At 57.9% G+C, this 16,883-nt stretch carries 16 protein-coding genes; 12 read left to right on the forward strand and 4 right to left on the reverse strand.

The window, feature by feature from the left end:
* The first annotated feature begins 42 nt into the window (after positions 1-42).
* The 5 genes from ACYUCQ_RS00550 to ACYUCQ_RS00570 all read left to right on the forward strand — a co-directional run bounded on the left by ACYUCQ_RS00550 (position 43) and on the right by ACYUCQ_RS00570 (position 3,913).
* Positions 43-453, forward strand: coding sequence for a hypothetical protein (locus ACYUCQ_RS00550; protein ID WP_460252543.1), 411 nt, complete (start codon positions 43-45; stop codon positions 451-453).
* Positions 440-1,612, forward strand: a complete 1,173-nt coding sequence (locus ACYUCQ_RS00555) for an isovaleryl-CoA dehydrogenase (protein WP_460252544.1) — start codon at positions 440-442, stop codon at positions 1,610-1,612. The genes ACYUCQ_RS00550 and ACYUCQ_RS00555 overlap by 14 nt, the downstream gene beginning before the upstream one ends.
* A gap of 133 nt (positions 1,613-1,745) precedes the next feature.
* Entirely contained in the window at positions 1,746-1,973 is a 228-nt protein-coding gene (locus tag ACYUCQ_RS00560; RefSeq protein WP_460252545.1) for a hypothetical protein, read from the forward strand.
* Between the two features lie 107 nt (positions 1,974-2,080).
* Positions 2,081-3,466 carry a hypothetical protein gene (locus ACYUCQ_RS00565; RefSeq protein ID WP_460252546.1) on the forward strand — a complete coding sequence of 462 codons (1,386 nt, stop codon included), beginning with the start codon at positions 2,081-2,083 and terminating at the stop codon, positions 3,464-3,466.
* A gap of 147 nt (positions 3,467-3,613) precedes the next feature.
* On the forward strand, positions 3,614-3,913 hold the full coding sequence (locus ACYUCQ_RS00570; protein ID WP_460252547.1) for a hypothetical protein: 300 nt from the start codon (positions 3,614-3,616) through the stop codon (positions 3,911-3,913).
* A gap of 15 nt (positions 3,914-3,928) precedes the next feature.
* Here ACYUCQ_RS00570 and ACYUCQ_RS00575 read toward each other — a convergent pair whose 3' ends face one another.
* From ACYUCQ_RS00575 to ACYUCQ_RS00585, 3 genes are all read right to left on the reverse strand, one after another.
* Positions 3,929-4,702, reverse strand: coding sequence for an acetoacetate decarboxylase (locus ACYUCQ_RS00575; protein ID WP_460252548.1), 774 nt, complete (start codon positions 4,700-4,702; stop codon positions 3,929-3,931).
* Positions 4,703-4,743: 41 nt separating this feature from the next.
* Positions 4,744-5,859 carry a patatin-like phospholipase family protein gene (locus ACYUCQ_RS00580; RefSeq protein WP_460252549.1) on the reverse strand — a complete coding sequence of 372 codons (1,116 nt, stop codon included), beginning with the start codon at positions 5,857-5,859 and terminating at the stop codon, positions 4,744-4,746.
* 74 nt (positions 5,860-5,933) lie between these two features.
* The gene (locus ACYUCQ_RS00585) at positions 5,934-6,233 is read right to left on the reverse strand and encodes a hypothetical protein (RefSeq protein WP_460252550.1); all 300 of its coding nucleotides are present in this window, start codon (positions 6,231-6,233) and stop codon (positions 5,934-5,936) included.
* Positions 6,234-6,422: 189 nt separating this feature from the next.
* On the opposite strand from ACYUCQ_RS00585, the gene ACYUCQ_RS00590 reads away from it, so the two are divergent.
* The 3 genes from ACYUCQ_RS00590 (at position 6,423) to ACYUCQ_RS00600 (ending at position 11,533) form a co-directional block, all read left to right on the forward strand.
* On the forward strand, positions 6,423-6,983 hold the full coding sequence (locus tag ACYUCQ_RS00590; protein WP_460252551.1) for a hypothetical protein: 561 nt from the start codon (positions 6,423-6,425) through the stop codon (positions 6,981-6,983).
* A gap of 96 nt (positions 6,984-7,079) precedes the next feature.
* Positions 7,080-8,036 carry an acetyl-CoA carboxylase carboxyltransferase subunit alpha gene (locus ACYUCQ_RS00595; RefSeq protein ID WP_460252552.1) on the forward strand — a complete coding sequence of 319 codons (957 nt, stop codon included), beginning with the start codon at positions 7,080-7,082 and terminating at the stop codon, positions 8,034-8,036.
* 41 nt (positions 8,037-8,077) lie between these two features.
* Positions 8,078-11,533, forward strand: a complete 3,456-nt coding sequence (locus tag ACYUCQ_RS00600; protein WP_460252553.1) for an FAD-dependent oxidoreductase — start codon at positions 8,078-8,080, stop codon at positions 11,531-11,533.
* Between the two features lie 6 nt (positions 11,534-11,539).
* On the opposite strand, the gene ACYUCQ_RS00605 is transcribed toward ACYUCQ_RS00600, so the two are convergent.
* Positions 11,540-12,283, reverse strand: coding sequence for a response regulator transcription factor (locus ACYUCQ_RS00605; protein WP_460252554.1), 744 nt, complete (start codon positions 12,281-12,283; stop codon positions 11,540-11,542).
* A 283-nt stretch (positions 12,284-12,566) separates the two neighbouring features.
* On the opposite strand from ACYUCQ_RS00605, the gene ACYUCQ_RS00610 reads away from it, so the two are divergent.
* From ACYUCQ_RS00610 to ACYUCQ_RS00625, 4 genes are all read left to right on the forward strand, one after another.
* The gene (locus ACYUCQ_RS00610; protein ID WP_460252555.1) at positions 12,567-14,894 is read left to right on the forward strand and encodes a TonB-dependent receptor; all 2,328 of its coding nucleotides are present in this window, start codon (positions 12,567-12,569) and stop codon (positions 14,892-14,894) included.
* A gap of 123 nt (positions 14,895-15,017) precedes the next feature.
* Positions 15,018-15,692 carry a MotA/TolQ/ExbB proton channel family protein gene (locus ACYUCQ_RS00615; RefSeq protein WP_460252556.1) on the forward strand — a complete coding sequence of 225 codons (675 nt, stop codon included), beginning with the start codon at positions 15,018-15,020 and terminating at the stop codon, positions 15,690-15,692.
* 11 nt (positions 15,693-15,703) lie between these two features.
* The gene (locus ACYUCQ_RS00620) at positions 15,704-16,114 is read left to right on the forward strand and encodes an ExbD/TolR family protein (protein ID WP_460252557.1); all 411 of its coding nucleotides are present in this window, start codon (positions 15,704-15,706) and stop codon (positions 16,112-16,114) included.
* A 32-nt stretch (positions 16,115-16,146) separates the two neighbouring features.
* Entirely contained in the window at positions 16,147-16,836 is a 690-nt protein-coding gene (locus ACYUCQ_RS00625) for an energy transducer TonB (protein ID WP_460252558.1), read from the forward strand.
* Positions 16,837-16,883: the final 47 nt, after the last annotated feature.

The following is a 16,883-nucleotide window of genomic DNA, read 5'->3' on the forward strand; positions in this document are numbered from 1 at the left end:
CCCCAACCCCCACACACCCAACTCACGCCCCGAATCACACCCATGATCCCCCGCCCCAACCGTGGCGACCTGATCGGCATCGCCATCACCCTGCTCATCAGCGTCGCCGCCTACGCCTTCCGCGACGCCACCATCGCCCCGCGCGCCTTCGTCGCCCTCTGCGCCGCCCCGCACGCCCCGCTGGTCTGCCTCCCGCGCCACGCCGTGCTCTGGGCACAGTACGAACGCCTGTTCGGCCTCACCGCCCTCCTGCTCGGCCTGCTCGCCTTCGCCTTCGCCAACCGCCCAATCGGCATCGCCGCCCTCACCCTCGGCGTCACCGCAATCATCAATTACAACGGCACCGAAGGCATCATCGGCGCCGCCCTCGGCCTCTGGGGCTGGCTCGAAGCCCGCTCCCCGCGCTATCATCCGCCTGACCATCTCTCGGGAGACCAAAATGCTCGCCAATAGCCAATCCATGCTCGATTTTGACCTCGGCCCGGAAATCGAGGCCCTGCGCGACTCCATCCGCCGCTTCGCCGCCGCCGAAATCGCCCCCCGCGCCGCCGCCATCGATCGCGATAACGACTTCCCCGCCGATCTCTGGCAAAAACTCGGCGCCATCGGCCTGCTCGGCATCACCGTGCCCGAACAATATGGCGGCGCCGGCATGGGCTACCTCGCCCACACCATCGCCATGGAAGAAATCTCCCGCGCCTCCGCCTCCGTCGGCCTGTCCTACGGCGCGCACTCCAATCTCTGCGTCAACCAAATCAACCTCAACGGCACCGAAGCCCAAAAGCAAAAATACCTCCCCGCCCTGCTCGATGGCACCGCCATCGGCGCCCTCGCCATGAGCGAACCCAACGCCGGCTCGGATGTCGTCTCCATGCGCCTGCGCGCCGAAAAACATGGCAACACCTACATCCTCAACGGCACCAAAATGTGGATCACCAACGGCCCCGACGCCGACACCCTCGTCGTCTACGCCAAAACCGATCCCACCGCCGGCCCGCGCGGCATCACCGCCTTCATCGTCGAAAAAACCTTCCCCGGCTTCTCCTGCGCCCAAAAGCTCGACAAACTCGGCATGCGCGGCTCCAACACCGGCGAACTCGTCTTCGATAATTGCGCCATCCCCGAACAAAACATCCTCGGCGGCCTCGGGCGCGGCGTCAACGTCCTGATGAGCGGCCTCGATTACGAGCGCGCCGTCCTCGCCGGCGGACCCCTCGGCCTCATGCAAGCCGCCCTCGATATCGTCATCCCCTACGTCCATGAGCGCGAACAATTCGGCCAAAAAATCGGCGAATTCCAGCTCATCCAAGGCAAACTCGCCGATATGTACGTCACCCTCAGCGCCAGCCGCGCCTATGTCTACGCCGTCGCCAAAGCCTGCGACCAAGGCAAAACCACCCGCAAAGACGCCGCCGGCGCCATCCTCTACGCCGCCGAACGCGCCACCTGGATGGCCCTCGAAGCCATCCAATGCCTCGGCGGTAACGGCTACATCAACGATTACCCCACCGGCCGCCTCCTCCGCGACGCCAAACTCTACGAAATCGGCGCCGGCACCTCCGAAATCCGCCGCATGCTCATCGGTCGCGAACTCTACAAAGAAACCGCCTAACCGCTCCCGCCCCCATCGCCACGTCAGCGTCATCGCGAGCGCAGCGTGGCGATCCATCTCAACCACCCCCAAAGGCGATTGCCCTGGGCAGCGAATTTAACCATCCTCAGCCAAATCTGATTATCGAAAAACCATGCGCACAACCCAACAGCTCAACCGACACCGCGCAGCAAAGCGAAAACCAGAGGAGCAAAACTCCTTTCTTGAAAGAAAGGAGCAAAGAACTTCCGCTCCCCATGCCGCCCCGCCGCCGTCATCGCGAGCGCAGCGTGGCGATCCAACGTTGCTTGGGGATACCATCGAAAAGCGCCTCAGCGTCGTTGACAATCAGGAAACAATCCGGGCAAATCAAAAATTCTGAATCACTACTGCTAACGATTAAAAAATTGATTAGACTTCTTCTAATATGTCAAATATATGTTATAGCGCGGTTTGAATTAACTAAAATTACTTTTTTAAAGAGGAAAAATGAAGGTAAAAAAGTTTGGGATAACTGGCACTGAACGTCTACTGGCCGAGCTTTGCGATAAAACGTTTCTTCGGTTGTGGAGTTATGCGAATCCATTTCGTAAACCCGGTACCGAACTGTGCGACGTAATTGCAATTCTAGACAATGACATATTTCTATTCTTTGATCGCGAGGTTCGAAGTTTCGAACATAGCGATAACATAGAGTTGGCTTGGCGACGATGGCACCGAAAGGTCATTACAGCGCAAATCACGACTGCAAAAGGCGCTAGGCGTCACATCATCACCGGAGGCGATATTTTCTTTGATGCGGAATGCAAAATTGCCCTTCGGCTCCCCGATGATCGCTCAAATTTGCGAATTCACCTCATTGTAGTAGCGCATGGAGCGAAGGAAGCATGTATCAAATTCTCGGGAAAGAATGTCTATGGTAGCCTCGCTATTAAATATGAAGATAGCGATTCCGATCCAATATTCCCTTTCTTGATACCGATCGAAAAAAACGATCCTGTCCATGTTTTTGACAGTCAAAACTTAGAAATCATCTTAGGCGAATTAGACACGATTGCCGATTTCTCGGATTACTTGAAAGAAAAAGAAAGAGCGGTTAAGCAATACAAAGCACTGGCGTATGCCGGAGAGGAAGATCTTCTCGCACATTATCTTCAAAATTTCCAATCAAAATCAAATAAATACTATATTGGGACGCAAGATGGTAAATATAATGTGTTCATAATACAAGAAGGCATATGGGCGGATTTCGTAAAATCTCAACAATATCGATCTCAGAAAGAAGCCAACAGAAAATCATACATTTGGGACGACCTAATCCAGAGGAATAGCCAATATATGCTAGAAGGAACGGCGATCGGCAACACTAATATTTTGGGACCGAGCGCTGTTCGGGAAATGGCAAAAGAAAGAAGACTCGCCCGCAGAGCGTTAGCGAACGAAATAATAGAAGCAATACAAAAGTTCGCATATATCAAATTAGATCAAGGCCAAATTCAACGAAAAATGACTTATTTTTCGGGGTTGGATAGTGACATAGGCTATATCTTTCTCCAAGTTAGAGCGGTAGAAATTGCCGACTATGCTATATATCGAAAATTCCGTCAGGAAATGCTGAAAGTTGCGTGCGGTAGTGCAAAAAATAGGTTCCCGAAACTTCAAAAAGTTATTGGTATAGCTATTGATGCGCCTAGATTTGTTCAATCAAACTCTGAAGATTTAATACTCCTGGAATGCGATAACTGGTCTGACCATGATCGGATTGCATATGAACGCGGTAACGAAATGTTTGGATTTTTTAGAACAACAGGCCCACTTGCCAGTCAGAGATTCATAGATTTTCCTCCGAGATCGGATGAACTTGGTCGAAACTAAGGTTGCAGCCGTAACCCTAAAAAAATTATAAAAAATGTTGTTGTTTGATAGCTGAGCAATGACCGCTCATTCCACGAGCGCGAATATCACCAACCACCTTCCACCGACCACTGCGCACGCGATGCTCTGCCAGAGCAAAATAATCCGATGAACGACCCAATCAACCTCGAATCCGGCCAACTACTCTACGCCGACCTCCTGCGCGATGGCGGTTCCGCCATCGTCATCATCGGCATGACCACACACCAAGTTTCGCTCCGGGTCATGCGATCTATCGCCGAGCAAACAGGCCCGCACCACAACGCGATCGAAATCTCCATCAACAATCAAATCATCAAGCGGGTAACAACCACCAGCGCGATCATCGGGCTCGATGCGTTTTTGCGCAACAACCACGATCAGCTTGATCCAAGAGTGATCGCCGCATTCGCCTCAGCCCGCCGCTAAATTTTTGCGCTCCCCCTACCCACCCTTCAGATAATCATGCAGCACCCGCCCATAAGGCAGCGTCAAATCCGCAATGAAATGCAGCCCGCCCACCACCCGGCGCACCGGCAAATCGGCCAGCGGCGCGTTCACATGCGCGTTCAACTGCAGCCGCGCCGGGCCTGACCAGCCGCCTTTCACCTGAATATCGGTCAAATTATACCCAACCAGCTGGCTAATCGCCGGCGTGCCGTCCACATCGGGAATAATCTTCAAATTCACCTGCGTCCGGCTCATCTTTTTAATAATCGACGCACTGCTGCACTGCTTCTGCCCGTCCACGTCGTAGAGCATGTTCTGATGCTTATACCCCATGGTCGCCACCGCCACGAGCATATCGGCATAGCTCAGCCGCCCGGTGAGCGTGTCATGCACCACCGCCAGCGAAGGTGCGCCATATTTCTTCGGAAATCCCCAAATCTCCCGCCCGCCCGCAATCGGCGGCTCATCATCTAAATACATCTGCGCCGTGAAATTCACCGCCTGCCCATGCAGCAACGCCGGAATCACAATCCCCGCCTCGGTGTAATCGCCAAATCCCGCCGAATCCGGCATCCGGATCACCTCAAACAACACCGTCCCACTCCCATCCGGCTCCAACGGCTCAGGCAGCGCCGCCCGGATCGCCTCCGGATCAGAGAGATACGTGACAATCAAATACTCCCGGTCAATGAACCGATAAGGCCCCCGTGGATAGGAAGGTGACGCCATCGGCATCGAAGGGATGGTCAACACATCGTCTGGTTTCATGATCACTCTCATCAGTCAGGAGAACAAAAACAGGTGAAAAATTACGGGGTAAACCGGTGCAAAATCACGCCCTCCAGCGGGTCCGTCGGTGCCGTCCACGGCGCTTGCTCCAAAGCCGCCCGCGTCTGCGCATAGCCCGCATTCCAGCGCGCCCGAATACTCGCCCCGCTGAAATCCAAATCCTTGCTCTGATCATCCTCCGGCAAACTCGGCGCCAGCAGCGCCACCACATGCATCTGCGTGGTGCAGCCATAGCTCGCCAATTCCGCCACCTCATTGCTCACCCGCGCCTCGTCCGGCAAACGCTGCGCCAAATTCGCAATCACATGCCGCAATTTATGCATCTCGCGCTGGCGCTGCACCTGGCTGCGGGACCGCGAAGCAAATTGCACATCCTTCTGCCGGTTCAACACCTCCGCCATCGTCACCGGCTCCGGCCCGTCCGGGTTCCACACATGCACCGAAAACACCAACGCATCGCGGCGCGGATTATCATCAAAAATCGCCTCCAGCGGCGTGTTCGAGAGAATCCCCCCATCCCAATACAACTCGCCATCCACCCGCACCGGCGGAAATGCCGGCGGCAACGCGCCTGACGCCATCACATGCTCAACGCAAAACACCTGCTCACGACTATCAAAATAATGCATCTGGCTGGTGCAGACATTCGCCGCCCCCACCGAAATCCGCGTCTCATGCCGATTAATCCGGTCAAAATCCACCAAGCTGCTCAGCGTCTTGCGCAGCGGCCCGGTCGAATAATACCCAGCATGCTCAGCCCCCAACGGCCAGCTCTGCCCCAACATCGCCATCGGGTTCGGCCAGAAAAACGCGGGCAACCCACCCCACATCGTCATCGCCCGTGAGGCCGGCGCCCCGCCCGGCATCGCCGCGAGCGCATTCACCGGCAGCGCATATTCAACCCGGTCCCAAAATTCCATCAGCCGGTCGAGCCGGTCCTCCGGCTCATTCCCCGCAATCAACGCCGCCGTAATCGCCCCAATCGAGGTGCCAATCACCCAATCAGGTTCTACGCCGGCCTCATGCAGCGCCTGATAAACCCCGGCCTGATACGCCCCCAGCGCGCCACCGCCTTGCAACACCAGCACGCACTGATCCGCGCGTGCCGGAGCCGCTTTGCTCTTTCGCTCCGCCATTGTCCGCTCCCGATCAGGCCCCTGCGGAGCCTTGTTAAATGCGCAATCTGTTCACGCAGCACCGCCCGGCGCAATTACCCCGGCGTGCAAGCCAGCATCACAATGCCCCGATGCATATGCACCACATGCAATTGGCACATCATCGTGTCCGCCGGTCCCATTTTATTATGCTGCATCATGTCGGCATGCAGCATCGCCATCGTCTTCGCATCAATCTTCATCTCAAACTCAACCGGCTTGCCCATCACCATCGTGCCCTTGGTGTAAATTTTCCCACCCGGCATCGGCGTCATCCCGCTCCCATCCGCCCGCGCCACCCCCAGCACCGCTCCGCACACAGCCGCCGCCACAATCAAGCTCCGAAAATACCTCATTCCGTCTCTCCTGTTATGTGTTACCTGCCGCCAAGTAAAAATGTTCTAGCCTGATCGCGAAGCCTAAAGCCAATACCTTTTGCTTATCGAACGATAACCAACCGCATCAGCCCACCCCCGTCAGCACACCCCCATAACGGCGCAAAAACCGCTTGCGCACCCGCCAGCCCTTGTGCAATGTTAGTTTTGATGACATTTGGACCCTCCACCCCCGCGCAGCGTCTCTCAGTCGCCATTCTCCAGCGCTTTACCCTGGTGATGAACCTGTTCCTGCGCGCCCTCGCCGCCGATGCCTACGCCGCCCGCCTCATCGCCCCCTTGCGCGCCCAGGCCTGGAACCGGGTGCACCGCATTGCCTTGCGCTTCAAAGCCCGCTTGCGCCGCACCCCCCACCCACCCACCAAACCCCGCCCACCTCGGCCCGCCCGGCCCGCAAACCCAATCCCGCGCCCCTCGAACGCCTATGGCTGGCTGCGCCGCGCCGCCCCCGGCTCGGCCTTCGCCTGCGCCTGCGCCAAGCTGCAATCCCTGCTGCACGACCCCGCTTGCCAAACCCTCCTCGCGCAAGACCCGCAACTCGCCGCCATCATCCGCCCGCTCTGCCACATCGCGCGCCTCACCCTCGCCCCCGCGCCAAAATTTTCCCCGCCACCCCCAATCACCCTCCCGCCCATCCCGCCCGATCCGGGGCCAGACCCGCGCTACACGCTGCCCATCCGGCTGCGGAATTTTATCGCCGCCACCTGTTAACGCCGCCGCACGCCTAAATCATTACGATATAACAACAAAAATCCGGCGCACAAGGCCCGATTTGACATCCGGCCCAATCTGCGACACCGGATTGCCATGCGTCATTTTCTCGATTTCGAAAAGCCAATCGCCGAGCTAGAGGCGAAAATCGAAGAGCTGCGCCGGATGACCGATCCGGGCGCCCTCAACATCGCCGAAGAAGTGGCCCTCCTGTCCGATAAGGCCGAGCGCCAGCTTCGCACGGTCTATGGCAAACTCACCCCCTGGCAAAAAACCCAGGTGGCCCGCCACCCTGAGCGCCCAAAATCCAAAGACGTGATCGCCCGCCTGATCACCGATTTCACCCCCCTGGCCGGTGATCGCGCTTTCGCCGAAGATGCCGCAATCATCGCCGGCCCTGGCCGGTTTCGCGGGGAGCCGGTGATGGTCCTCGCCATCGAAAAAGGCGCCGATACCGAATCCCGCCTGAAACATAATTTCGGCATGCCCCGCCCCGAAGGCTATCGAAAAGCCCGCCGCCTGATCGACCTTGCCGGTCGATTCGGCCTCCCCATCCTCTCTTTCGTCGATACCTCCGGTGCCTATCCCGGCATCGATGCCGAAGCCCGTGGCCAAGCCGAAGCCATCGCCCGTGGGATCGATGCCTGCCTCGCCGCCCCAGTCCCCTTCATCGCCACCATCATCGGCGAAGGCGGCTCCGGCGGTGCCATCGCCATCGCCGCGGCGGATGCCGTATTAATGTTCGAGCACGCGATCTACTCGGTGATTTCCCCCGAAGGCTGCGCCGCCATCCTCTGGGAAGACCGCGCGATGGCCGCCCAAGCCGCTGAAGCGATGAAAATTACCGCCCAAGACCTCAAACGACTCGGCATCATCGATCGCATCGTCCCCGAACCCCTCGGCGGCGCAAACCGCAACCCCGATGCCGCAATTGACGCCCTGGCCGATGTCATCACCGCAACCCTCGCGCCGCTGAAATCCCTCACCCCCGAAGCCCTCAAGCGCAAACGCCGCGATAAATTTCTCGCCATCGGCCAAGGCCCCATCGGCTAATCTCCCTTGTAGCGCGCCCGCCGCTATGGCAAGGCGAGACAATGCACAAGATAAGTGGTTCCCACGCGATCGCCCTCGCGCCGCGTGATGATTTAATCGCGCTGGATCGCCAATTCGTCGCCGCCCTGCAACGCGATGATGCGGACCTCCACGCCAAACTAATGCGCGCCCGCGCCGAGCCAGATGCGATCGACAAGCATGACGAAGCCGCCCTGATCATCGCCCTCGCCCCGCACCTGGTCGCCCAGCTCGGCACCCTGTTCGGAATCGAGGGCGAAATCGCCGCCATCGCCGCCCAAACCGCGATGCGCGACCCAATCCGCACCGTCAAACGCAATTTTGTCCAGCGCAGCGCGGTCAAACAATACCCCGACCCCGCCGAATCCGCCGGTCCAGCCCTGCGCGCGGCCCTCGAATCCCGTGGCGTCACCCCGTTCAACGAGCTGAATTTCGCCCGCGCCGTACTCGATTTCGAGGCCGCCAACGACCAAGAATCGCTCGATCTCGCACGCGAATACGCCGCTTGGGCCGCCCTGACCCATGCCGGCCGCGCTGCCCATCACGGCGATGTGCTGTTTCTGATCCCGCGTAAACTCAACCCCACCAGCCTCGTCGCCGTCGAGACCATCGAGCGCGATGGCGTGACCATGCTGCGCCTGCCGGAACATGAATGGCGCGCCCGCGATGGTTTTTCGCTCACCGATCCGGGTATGACCACCGCACAGGGCCTCGATCAATCCAATTACTGCATCTGGTGCCACGAACAGGGCAAGGATAGCTGCTCCAAAGGCCTGCCGGATCGCAAAGCCGGCGGCTTTCAAAAATCACCCTTCGGCGTCACCCTAGCCGGCTGCCCGCTCGAAGAGCGGATCAGCGAAATGAACATGCTGCGCGCGGGTGGTGATCTGCTCGGCGCGTTCGCCACGATTCTGATCGATAATCCCATGGTCGCGGCGACCGGCCACCGAATTTGCAATGATTGTATGAAATCCTGCATTTTCCAAAAGCAGGAACCGGTCGATATCCCCCAGGCCGAAAGCGCCATTCTGCGCGATGTGCTTGCGCTCCCCTGGGGTTTCGAAATCTATGCCCTGCTCACCCGCTGGAATCCGCTGGATATTCGCCGCCCGATTGAGCGCCCCGCCAGTGGCCGCGCCGCCTTGGTTGTCGGGCTTGGCCCCGCCGGGTTCACCTTGGCGCATCACTTGCTCAATGAGGGCCATCATGTTGCCGCCATCGATGGCCTGAAAATCGAGCCGCTGGATTTCGACATTGCCACGCCGGTGCGCGATGCGGCCACGCTGTTCGAGAATTTGGATGACCGGGTGATGGCTGGTTTCGGCGGCGTGGCCGAATATGGCATCACCGTGCGCTGGAACAAAAACTACCTGAAACTCATCCGCCTGCTGCTGGAACGCCGCAGCCGCTTCGCCGCTTTTGGCGGTGTGCGCTTCGGCGGCGGGGCCACCCTCTCGATGGATGATGCCTGGGCGATGGGCTTTGACCATATCGCCCTCTGCATGGGCGCAGGGCGGCCCACCGTGCTCGATATCCCCAATGGTTTGGCGCGCGGCGTCCGCCAGGCCTCGGATTTCCTAATGGCGCTGCAACTCACCGGTGCCGCCAAGGCGGAATCGATTGCGAATCTCCAGCTTCGTCTGCCCATCGTGGTCGTTGGCGGCGGTCTCACCGCGATCGACACAGCGACCGAAAGCCTCGCCTACTATGTGCGGCAAGTCGAGAAATTCGCGCTGCGCTATCGCATTTTGGTGCATGAGCGCGGCGTTGCCGCCGTGCGTGCCGGCTGGTCTGCCGAAGATACTGCCATCGCCGAAGAGTTCCTCGCCCACGAAGCCGCGATCAGCGCTGAGCGCAAAGCTGCTTTGGCAGAATCGCGCCCGCCGCATTTCGCACCTTTGTTGGAATCCTGGGGCGGCGCAACCATCGCCTATCGCCGCCGCCTGATCGATGCGCCAAGCTACACCCTCAATCATGAGGAAGTCGCCAAGGCGCTCGAAGAGGGCGTCAAATTTGCGGAAAATGTTACGCCGGTTGCGGTTGAGCTCGACCCGCATGGCCATGCGGCCGGCTTGCGGGTGCGCCGCGATAATACCGATTTTGTGCTGCCCGCCCGCGCGATTCTGGTGGCGGCGGGCACCCAGCCCAACACCGTGCTGGCGCGCGAGGACGGGCGGATTCTGCTCGATGGCAAATATTTTCAAGCCATTGACGCCTCGGGCGATAAGGTTAGCCCCGAGCGCGCGACCGCTAAGCCCGCGACCACCGATGTGCTGATGCACCGGGCCGCCGATGGCCGGATGATCTCATTTTTCGGCGATTTGCATCCGTCATTTTTTGGCAACGTGGTCAAAGCCATGGGCAGTGCCAAGCGTGGCTATCCGATTGTCTCCGCACTGATGAATGCGCGCCCCGCCGCAGGCCAGGACCCGCTCGCGCAATTGCGGGCGGCCTTGGATGTGCATGTTCACGCGGTGCATCGCCTAACGCCCACGATTGTGGAAGTGGTGCTGCACGCCCCCGCCGCAGCGCGATCCTTTAAACCGGGTCAATTTTTCCGCTTGCAGAATTTCGAGAGCAAGGCACCGGTTTGGGAGGAAACCATCGCGGAGCCATCGGGCGTTGGCAGCAAAAAACTGCGCACGGTGCTGGCGATGGAAGGTCTTGCGATGACCGGCGCCAGTGCCGATGCCGAGCGCGGCCTGGTTTCGGTAATCGCCCTGGAAATGGGCGGATCATCGGATTTATGCGCCCATTTGCGCAAAGGCGAGCGGGTGGTGCTGATGGGGCCAACTGGCACGCCAACCCATATCGCTCAGAACAGCACGGTCGTGCTGGTCGGCGGCGGGCTGGGTAATGCCGTGCTGTTCTCGATTGGCGCGGCCTTGCGTGCGGCGGGAACCCGCGTGTTGTATTTTGCCGGCTATAAAAAATTGGCCGACCGCTATCATGTCGAGGCCATTGAGCGGGCGGCAGATGTGATCATTTGGTGCAGTGACGAAGCCCCCGGTTTTGTGCCGGGACGTGCGCAGGATCGCCATTTCGTGGGCAATATCGTCGATGCCATGTTGGCTTATGCGACGGGCGCCTTGGGCGCGGTGGAATTGAAGCTGGATGCGTGCAACGAGCTGATCGCGATTGGTTCGGATCGGATGATGCGGGCGGTTGCCCAAGCGCGGCATGGCGTGTTGCAGCCTTATCTTGCGCCAGGACATCACGCCGTCGGCTCGATCAATTCGCCGATGCAATGCATGATGAAGGAAGTCTGCGCGCAATGTTTGCAATTGCATGTCGATCCGGTGAGTGGTGAACGGCGGGTGGTATTCTCCTGTTTTAACCAAGACCAGAAACTCGATTGGGTCGATTTCGGCGTTCTGGCTGATCGGTTGGGCCAAAACCGTTTGAGCGAGCGCCTGACGGCCCAATGGATTGACCGGGCGTTGCGGGGTTTGGAACAGCGCCATGATGCCGCCGCGTGAGCGGTGTCAGGCGCGTAATCCAGCAACCCGCAATGACAGTGCAGTATTGGGTTCGGCGATCTGTTTCGGCGGAAGGCTGTGTGGCTCGGCAATCATATAGCCTTGGCCCCAACTGGTTTCGATGAAGTCACCGACGCCGAAATTCGCCATTTTCTTGCGAATTTTGCAAATGAATACGTCGATGATTTTTGCATTCGGCTCATCAAGACCACCATAGAGATGGTCGAGTATCACCTCCTTGCTCAGCACGCAGCCTTTGCGCAGGGCAAGGATTTCGATGATTTGATATTCTTTTTTGGTGAGCGGAATCGCAGCCCCGTCCACCAGAATGCGTTTCGAGTTGGTGTTGATTTCCACATTACCAAAGCCCAGCACAGCGTTTTGAAAGCCGCGCTGGCGCCGGGCTTGGTTTTGTACGCGGAGAAAAATCTCTTCATGGGAGGCGGCCTGGATGACCAGCTCATCGGCGCCGGCTTCGAGCACCCGCAAGCGGCCAGCCTCGGAGAGCTGGGCGGCAAGCACGAGCAAAGGAGCGCGCAAGCCAGCACTGCGCAGGCGGCGAATTAATTCGATGTCTGGCGCCCTGCCGTCGCTGAGGTGCAAGATCACCGCGTCGTAATCATAGAAGCGGACGAGATCGAGCAGTTCTTCACCATCGGCCGCGTGATCGACAATGGCGAGTCTGGACTTCAGATACGGCACCAGCCGATCTAAATTACTATTATTCGTACCAAAAATTAGTATTTTCATGACAACCTCTGGTTTTCTGAATTCTTAAATACAACCAATAAGGGTATTCGTCAATAAGTATTTTGCGATGAGACATGCAGTTTTTAATTTGAGGCACGTCTCTATTTTTATATGTTGTTAAGGATTGCGGGGGGTTTGGCGTCTAGCTCGATGACAGTTCAATGACAGAAAATTGAAGATTCGATGAATATACAACGAGAATCTCGAAGAGCGATTGCCTGCCAGGATGGATTCTGGTCTTGGACGCCCAGCGATCGCAATGAAAAGTTACAGGAGTCTTCCCGTGCAGCAAAAATTCAACCCGGCGAAACCAATTCTTCTGGCGGCCCTGTTGGGCAGTACCGCTCTGATGCCCGTCATGGCATGGGCGCAGGCGATCAATGCTGGCGAAGTCAGCGCTACGGGTGGCCAGGCCGTATCCGGCGCTACGCCACAGCCGACCAAGAAACAGATTTTTAAATCCGGCCAAACGATTCGGGTGCTGGATAAGCAGTTACAGGACCAGGCGGGGCCGGTTGGCGGTGCTGCACGCGCATTGAGCTATGCGCCTGGCGTCAATGTGAACACGTATGGCAATACCGGGTCGACCAAAGCGACCATCACACTGAATGGTGTGGTGCAAGGTTGGGGCGGCTATGCGGGCTATACCCAGGACGGCGCCATTGCCGTGACGTTTGATGGCGTGCCGATTGCGGATGTGGTGACCGGACTTTGGCAGTCGCCGACGATCCCGCAGCTTGGCATGATCCAGAACACCAACGTGATTTATGGACCGGGCAATCCGGTTGATCGCTGGTACAATAACATTGCGGGCGAATTTCAGTTCACCCCGATCCAGCCCACCGCCAAGGCCGGCGCCGATTTGAACCTGACTTATGGCAGTAACGCCCAAGAGAATCTTGAGTTCGACGTGCGATCCGGCGAGATTGATGGTTGGTCGACCGTGCTGGCGGGTGGATTTGGTCAGGGCGACAGTTTCCGCACGGCGCCGGATGGTTTTAAAAATCCCAGCCGCAATTATGCGTTTTACGGCAAGACGATCAAGACATTCACCAATGGCAGCTTAGAGCTGGGCGGTTATGTCGCGCAGAGCCGTGGCTACCGCGCCCAAGTCATTCCGTTTTCGCCGGTGGCGGGTGTAACGCTGAACGGCCAGCCGAATGGGCCGCTTTATAGCCAACCGACATCGGGTTATTACAGCACCTTGCCTTATAGTAGCTACAACAAGTTCGACGGCAATCAGCTCTATATGGCTTATGCCCGCGAGAATATCGATCTTGATCAGTTTACGTCGCTGCATAATCTGACCTTCTTTACTCGCATTGATCGCCTGCATTCGCGGCTGAACGATGTGTATAATCTAGGGGCACAACAGGATGAGCATAACAACCCTTACACGTTCAGCTTTGGCGACAAGCTCTATCTGACCGCTAAACTGCCTTATAACACAGTCAAACTAGGTGGTTATTATATTTATTCGCAATATAATAGTCGCAATAATTTTTATAATCCCGCAGCGCCTTATTTCGGTAATCCCGATGTGATCAATGCCGGCGGCAAAACCCGCTCCAGCTATTTCGATCAAAACAACGTCTCTGCATTCATCCAGGATGATATTCATCCGGTCCCGATACTGCATATCACCCCTGGCATCCGCATTGAACAATTCATGGTCAATTATTCGCCAGAGACCTTGCAGGATTTCACGCTCGCACCGGGTGCTGCTGGGAATTTCGAAAACCAGAGCGCTGGCCCCGCCGATCATCAAACGCGGACCGGACTAGCCCCCTCGCTTGCGGCCAATTTGCAGGTTCTGCCGTGGCTTGCTGTGTATGGGAGCTATAGCGAGGAATGGAAATCGCCGCAGCTTGGTGGTGGTGGCGGGTTCTTCCAGAAAACTTCACTGCCGGGAAGCCTCTATCAGCTTGAATTTGGTCAGGAGTTTCAGGCCGGCTTCAAGGCGCATCTGGATCATGCGGGGGTGTTCAACCGCTTGTTGGTTGGCGTCAATTACTATCATTTGCGTTATTCCAAGCAATCGATCCCGATTACCAACGCAGCGGGTAACACTGTGATCGCCAGTGGCACGTCCGAGTATAATGGCGTGAATATGTATCTAGACGATAACCCCCTCTATAATCTGCATCTCACCGCAAATGCGAATGTCGAGCAGGCGAAATACACCACCTATAATGTTAATGGGAACGATTATAGTGGTTCGCCGGTATCGTATGTGCCGAACCTGTTGCTCAATCTTGGCGCTTACTACGATATTCCGGTCGGCAAGATGGTTATCCAGCCGAAAGGTTGGTTCCAATATACCGGATCGCAATATATTTTCAGCGATATCACCAGCGCGCCGACGCGCCAGAAAATGGGCGGGTATGGTGTGTTCAACCTGTCCGTCAAACTCTCTACGCCGGTGCATGTTCCTTATGCGGGCACGCGCAAGGTCGATGTAACATTGACCGCGCTGAACGTGTTGGATCGGCGCTATCACAGCTATTCGGTGGTCTCGGCGGGTGGGTATTTCGGCGGCACGCCGGGCTATCTGATGGGGTATCCGGGGGCGCCGCTTTCGATATTCGGCACGATCGGCATCCATTTCTGATTATCGAGACTTGGCCATCGCGCAGCCGCGCGACTGTCACAAATCCTTCACACGCGAGCGGTGCAGCATCGGCTAATGCTGCGCCGCTCAATGTCGCACTACGCGATCCGCAGGAGACCCACGATGTCGCTCGCTTATATTATCCACCTCGCCAATTATTCTGATGGCGTGCTGTATGTGCTGGCGGGGCTGTTTCTGCTCGCGACGGCGGTGATGCTGGACCGGGTTTGGTATTTGCGGCGCGCTATTCTGCGCGGCAACATGATTGTGCACAAAATGGCGGCGATGACCACGCTCTCGCGCGCTGACTTCGATGATTTGCGCACGCTGGCGGGCAAGCAACCGGAGGCGGTGTTGATCGATACCGCCATTCATCATGTGAGTGAGTCGGGCCCGGCGGCGCTGAATAGCCGCATGGATGAGGCGATTTTGTTGGTTGCGCCGCGCCTGGATCAGCGGCTTTGGTTGCTCGATACGATTGTGACGCTGGCGCCGCTTTTGGGCTTGTTTGGCACGATTATTGGGATGTTTCATGCTTTCTCGGTGCTCGCGAAACCGGGGCATGCGCCGGCGGAGGTGACGGGGGGCGTTGCCGATGCGCTGGTGGCGACGGCGTTTGGCATTTTGATCGCCATGCTTGGCCTAGCCGCGTTTAACATGCTGCAAAATCAGGTGCGGTTAATTCTCCATCAGATGGAGACCATTCGCACCATGATCCTGAACCGCACGGATGGCTCGCCGTTGGTGCCGCTGGTGGCGGCGCGGGGATCGGTACGCGAAATCGCCGCTGCGCGATAAGGGTATTGACCATGAAAATGAGTTATTTCGAGCCCAAGAAGGCGCGCGTTGAAATCATTCCGATGATTGACGTGATGCTGTTTCTGCTGGTGTTTTTCATTATCGTCACGCTGCAAATGATCCCGGATTCCGGGGTTGCGATGCAATTGCCGACATCCACGCAATCGCAGCATCTCAAGCATCCGAAATTCACCGTGAACATCATGCGTGATGGAACCATCAAGGTGAAGAACGCAACGCTCACGCCCGATCAACTCACCGCTTTGTTCCAAGCCGATGGTGATCCGGCGAAAACCCAAGTGACCATTGCGGCCTCGAAGCATGTTGCGTTTCAGCATTTCGTGACGGTGATGGACGCCTCGCGCAAAGCCGGCGTGACCAATATTGGCATTGCGGCGCAGCCGGTTCCTGCCGGTCCATAATGGCCGTTTCTGCGCGCTATTCGCCAGGACCGATGAAGCAAGCGCGCCTTGAGCACCCCGCCTTGGCCCAGCAAGGCCGGTTTGGCTGGGCCTTGGCCAGTGCGTTGCTGGTGCAGGCGGTGTTGCTGGTGGTGTTTTTGCACTTTGCTAATCAGGCCGGGCCGGTTGTTGCCAAGCATAAATCGGTGATGAAAATCCATGTGATCGCCCCGCCACCCCCTAAGCCGATCCCCAAGCCACCGCCGCCGAAACCCTTGCCGCCGCCGCCCAAAGTGGTCACGCCGCCGAAACCCTTGCCGCCGCCGCCGCCCAAACCGATCCCGCGGCCTAAGCCGAGGCCGGTGGTGCATCCCAAGCCGGTCCCGCATGTGCAAGCGCCACCACCGCCGCCGCCACCGCCGCCACGACCACAAATCAGTGCGGCGGAGCAGGCGGACGCGACGGAGCTGTATGCGGCGCGGGTTCATGCCGCCGTGCAGGATGATTTGCATGTGCCCGAGCAAGTCGCGATGATGCATTTGCGCGGCACGACGACGGTCGCGATCACGATCGCGCCGAGCGGGGCGTTGCTGGGCGTATCGGTCAAGCGCTCGTCAGGGGCGCCACCGATTGATCAAGCGGCGTTGGCTGCGGTGCGGGCGACGCGGTTTCCGCCGTTCACCGCCAAAATGCCGCATCATGCGGTGACGTTTGATTTGCAGGTGAAATTGCGCGGGGGTTAGATGGGCGCCGGCGGCGCTAACCCTTGTTTGCCGATCAATTTCTTTGG

It is taken from the genome of Acidiphilium sp. MT5 (assembly GCF_054767495.1).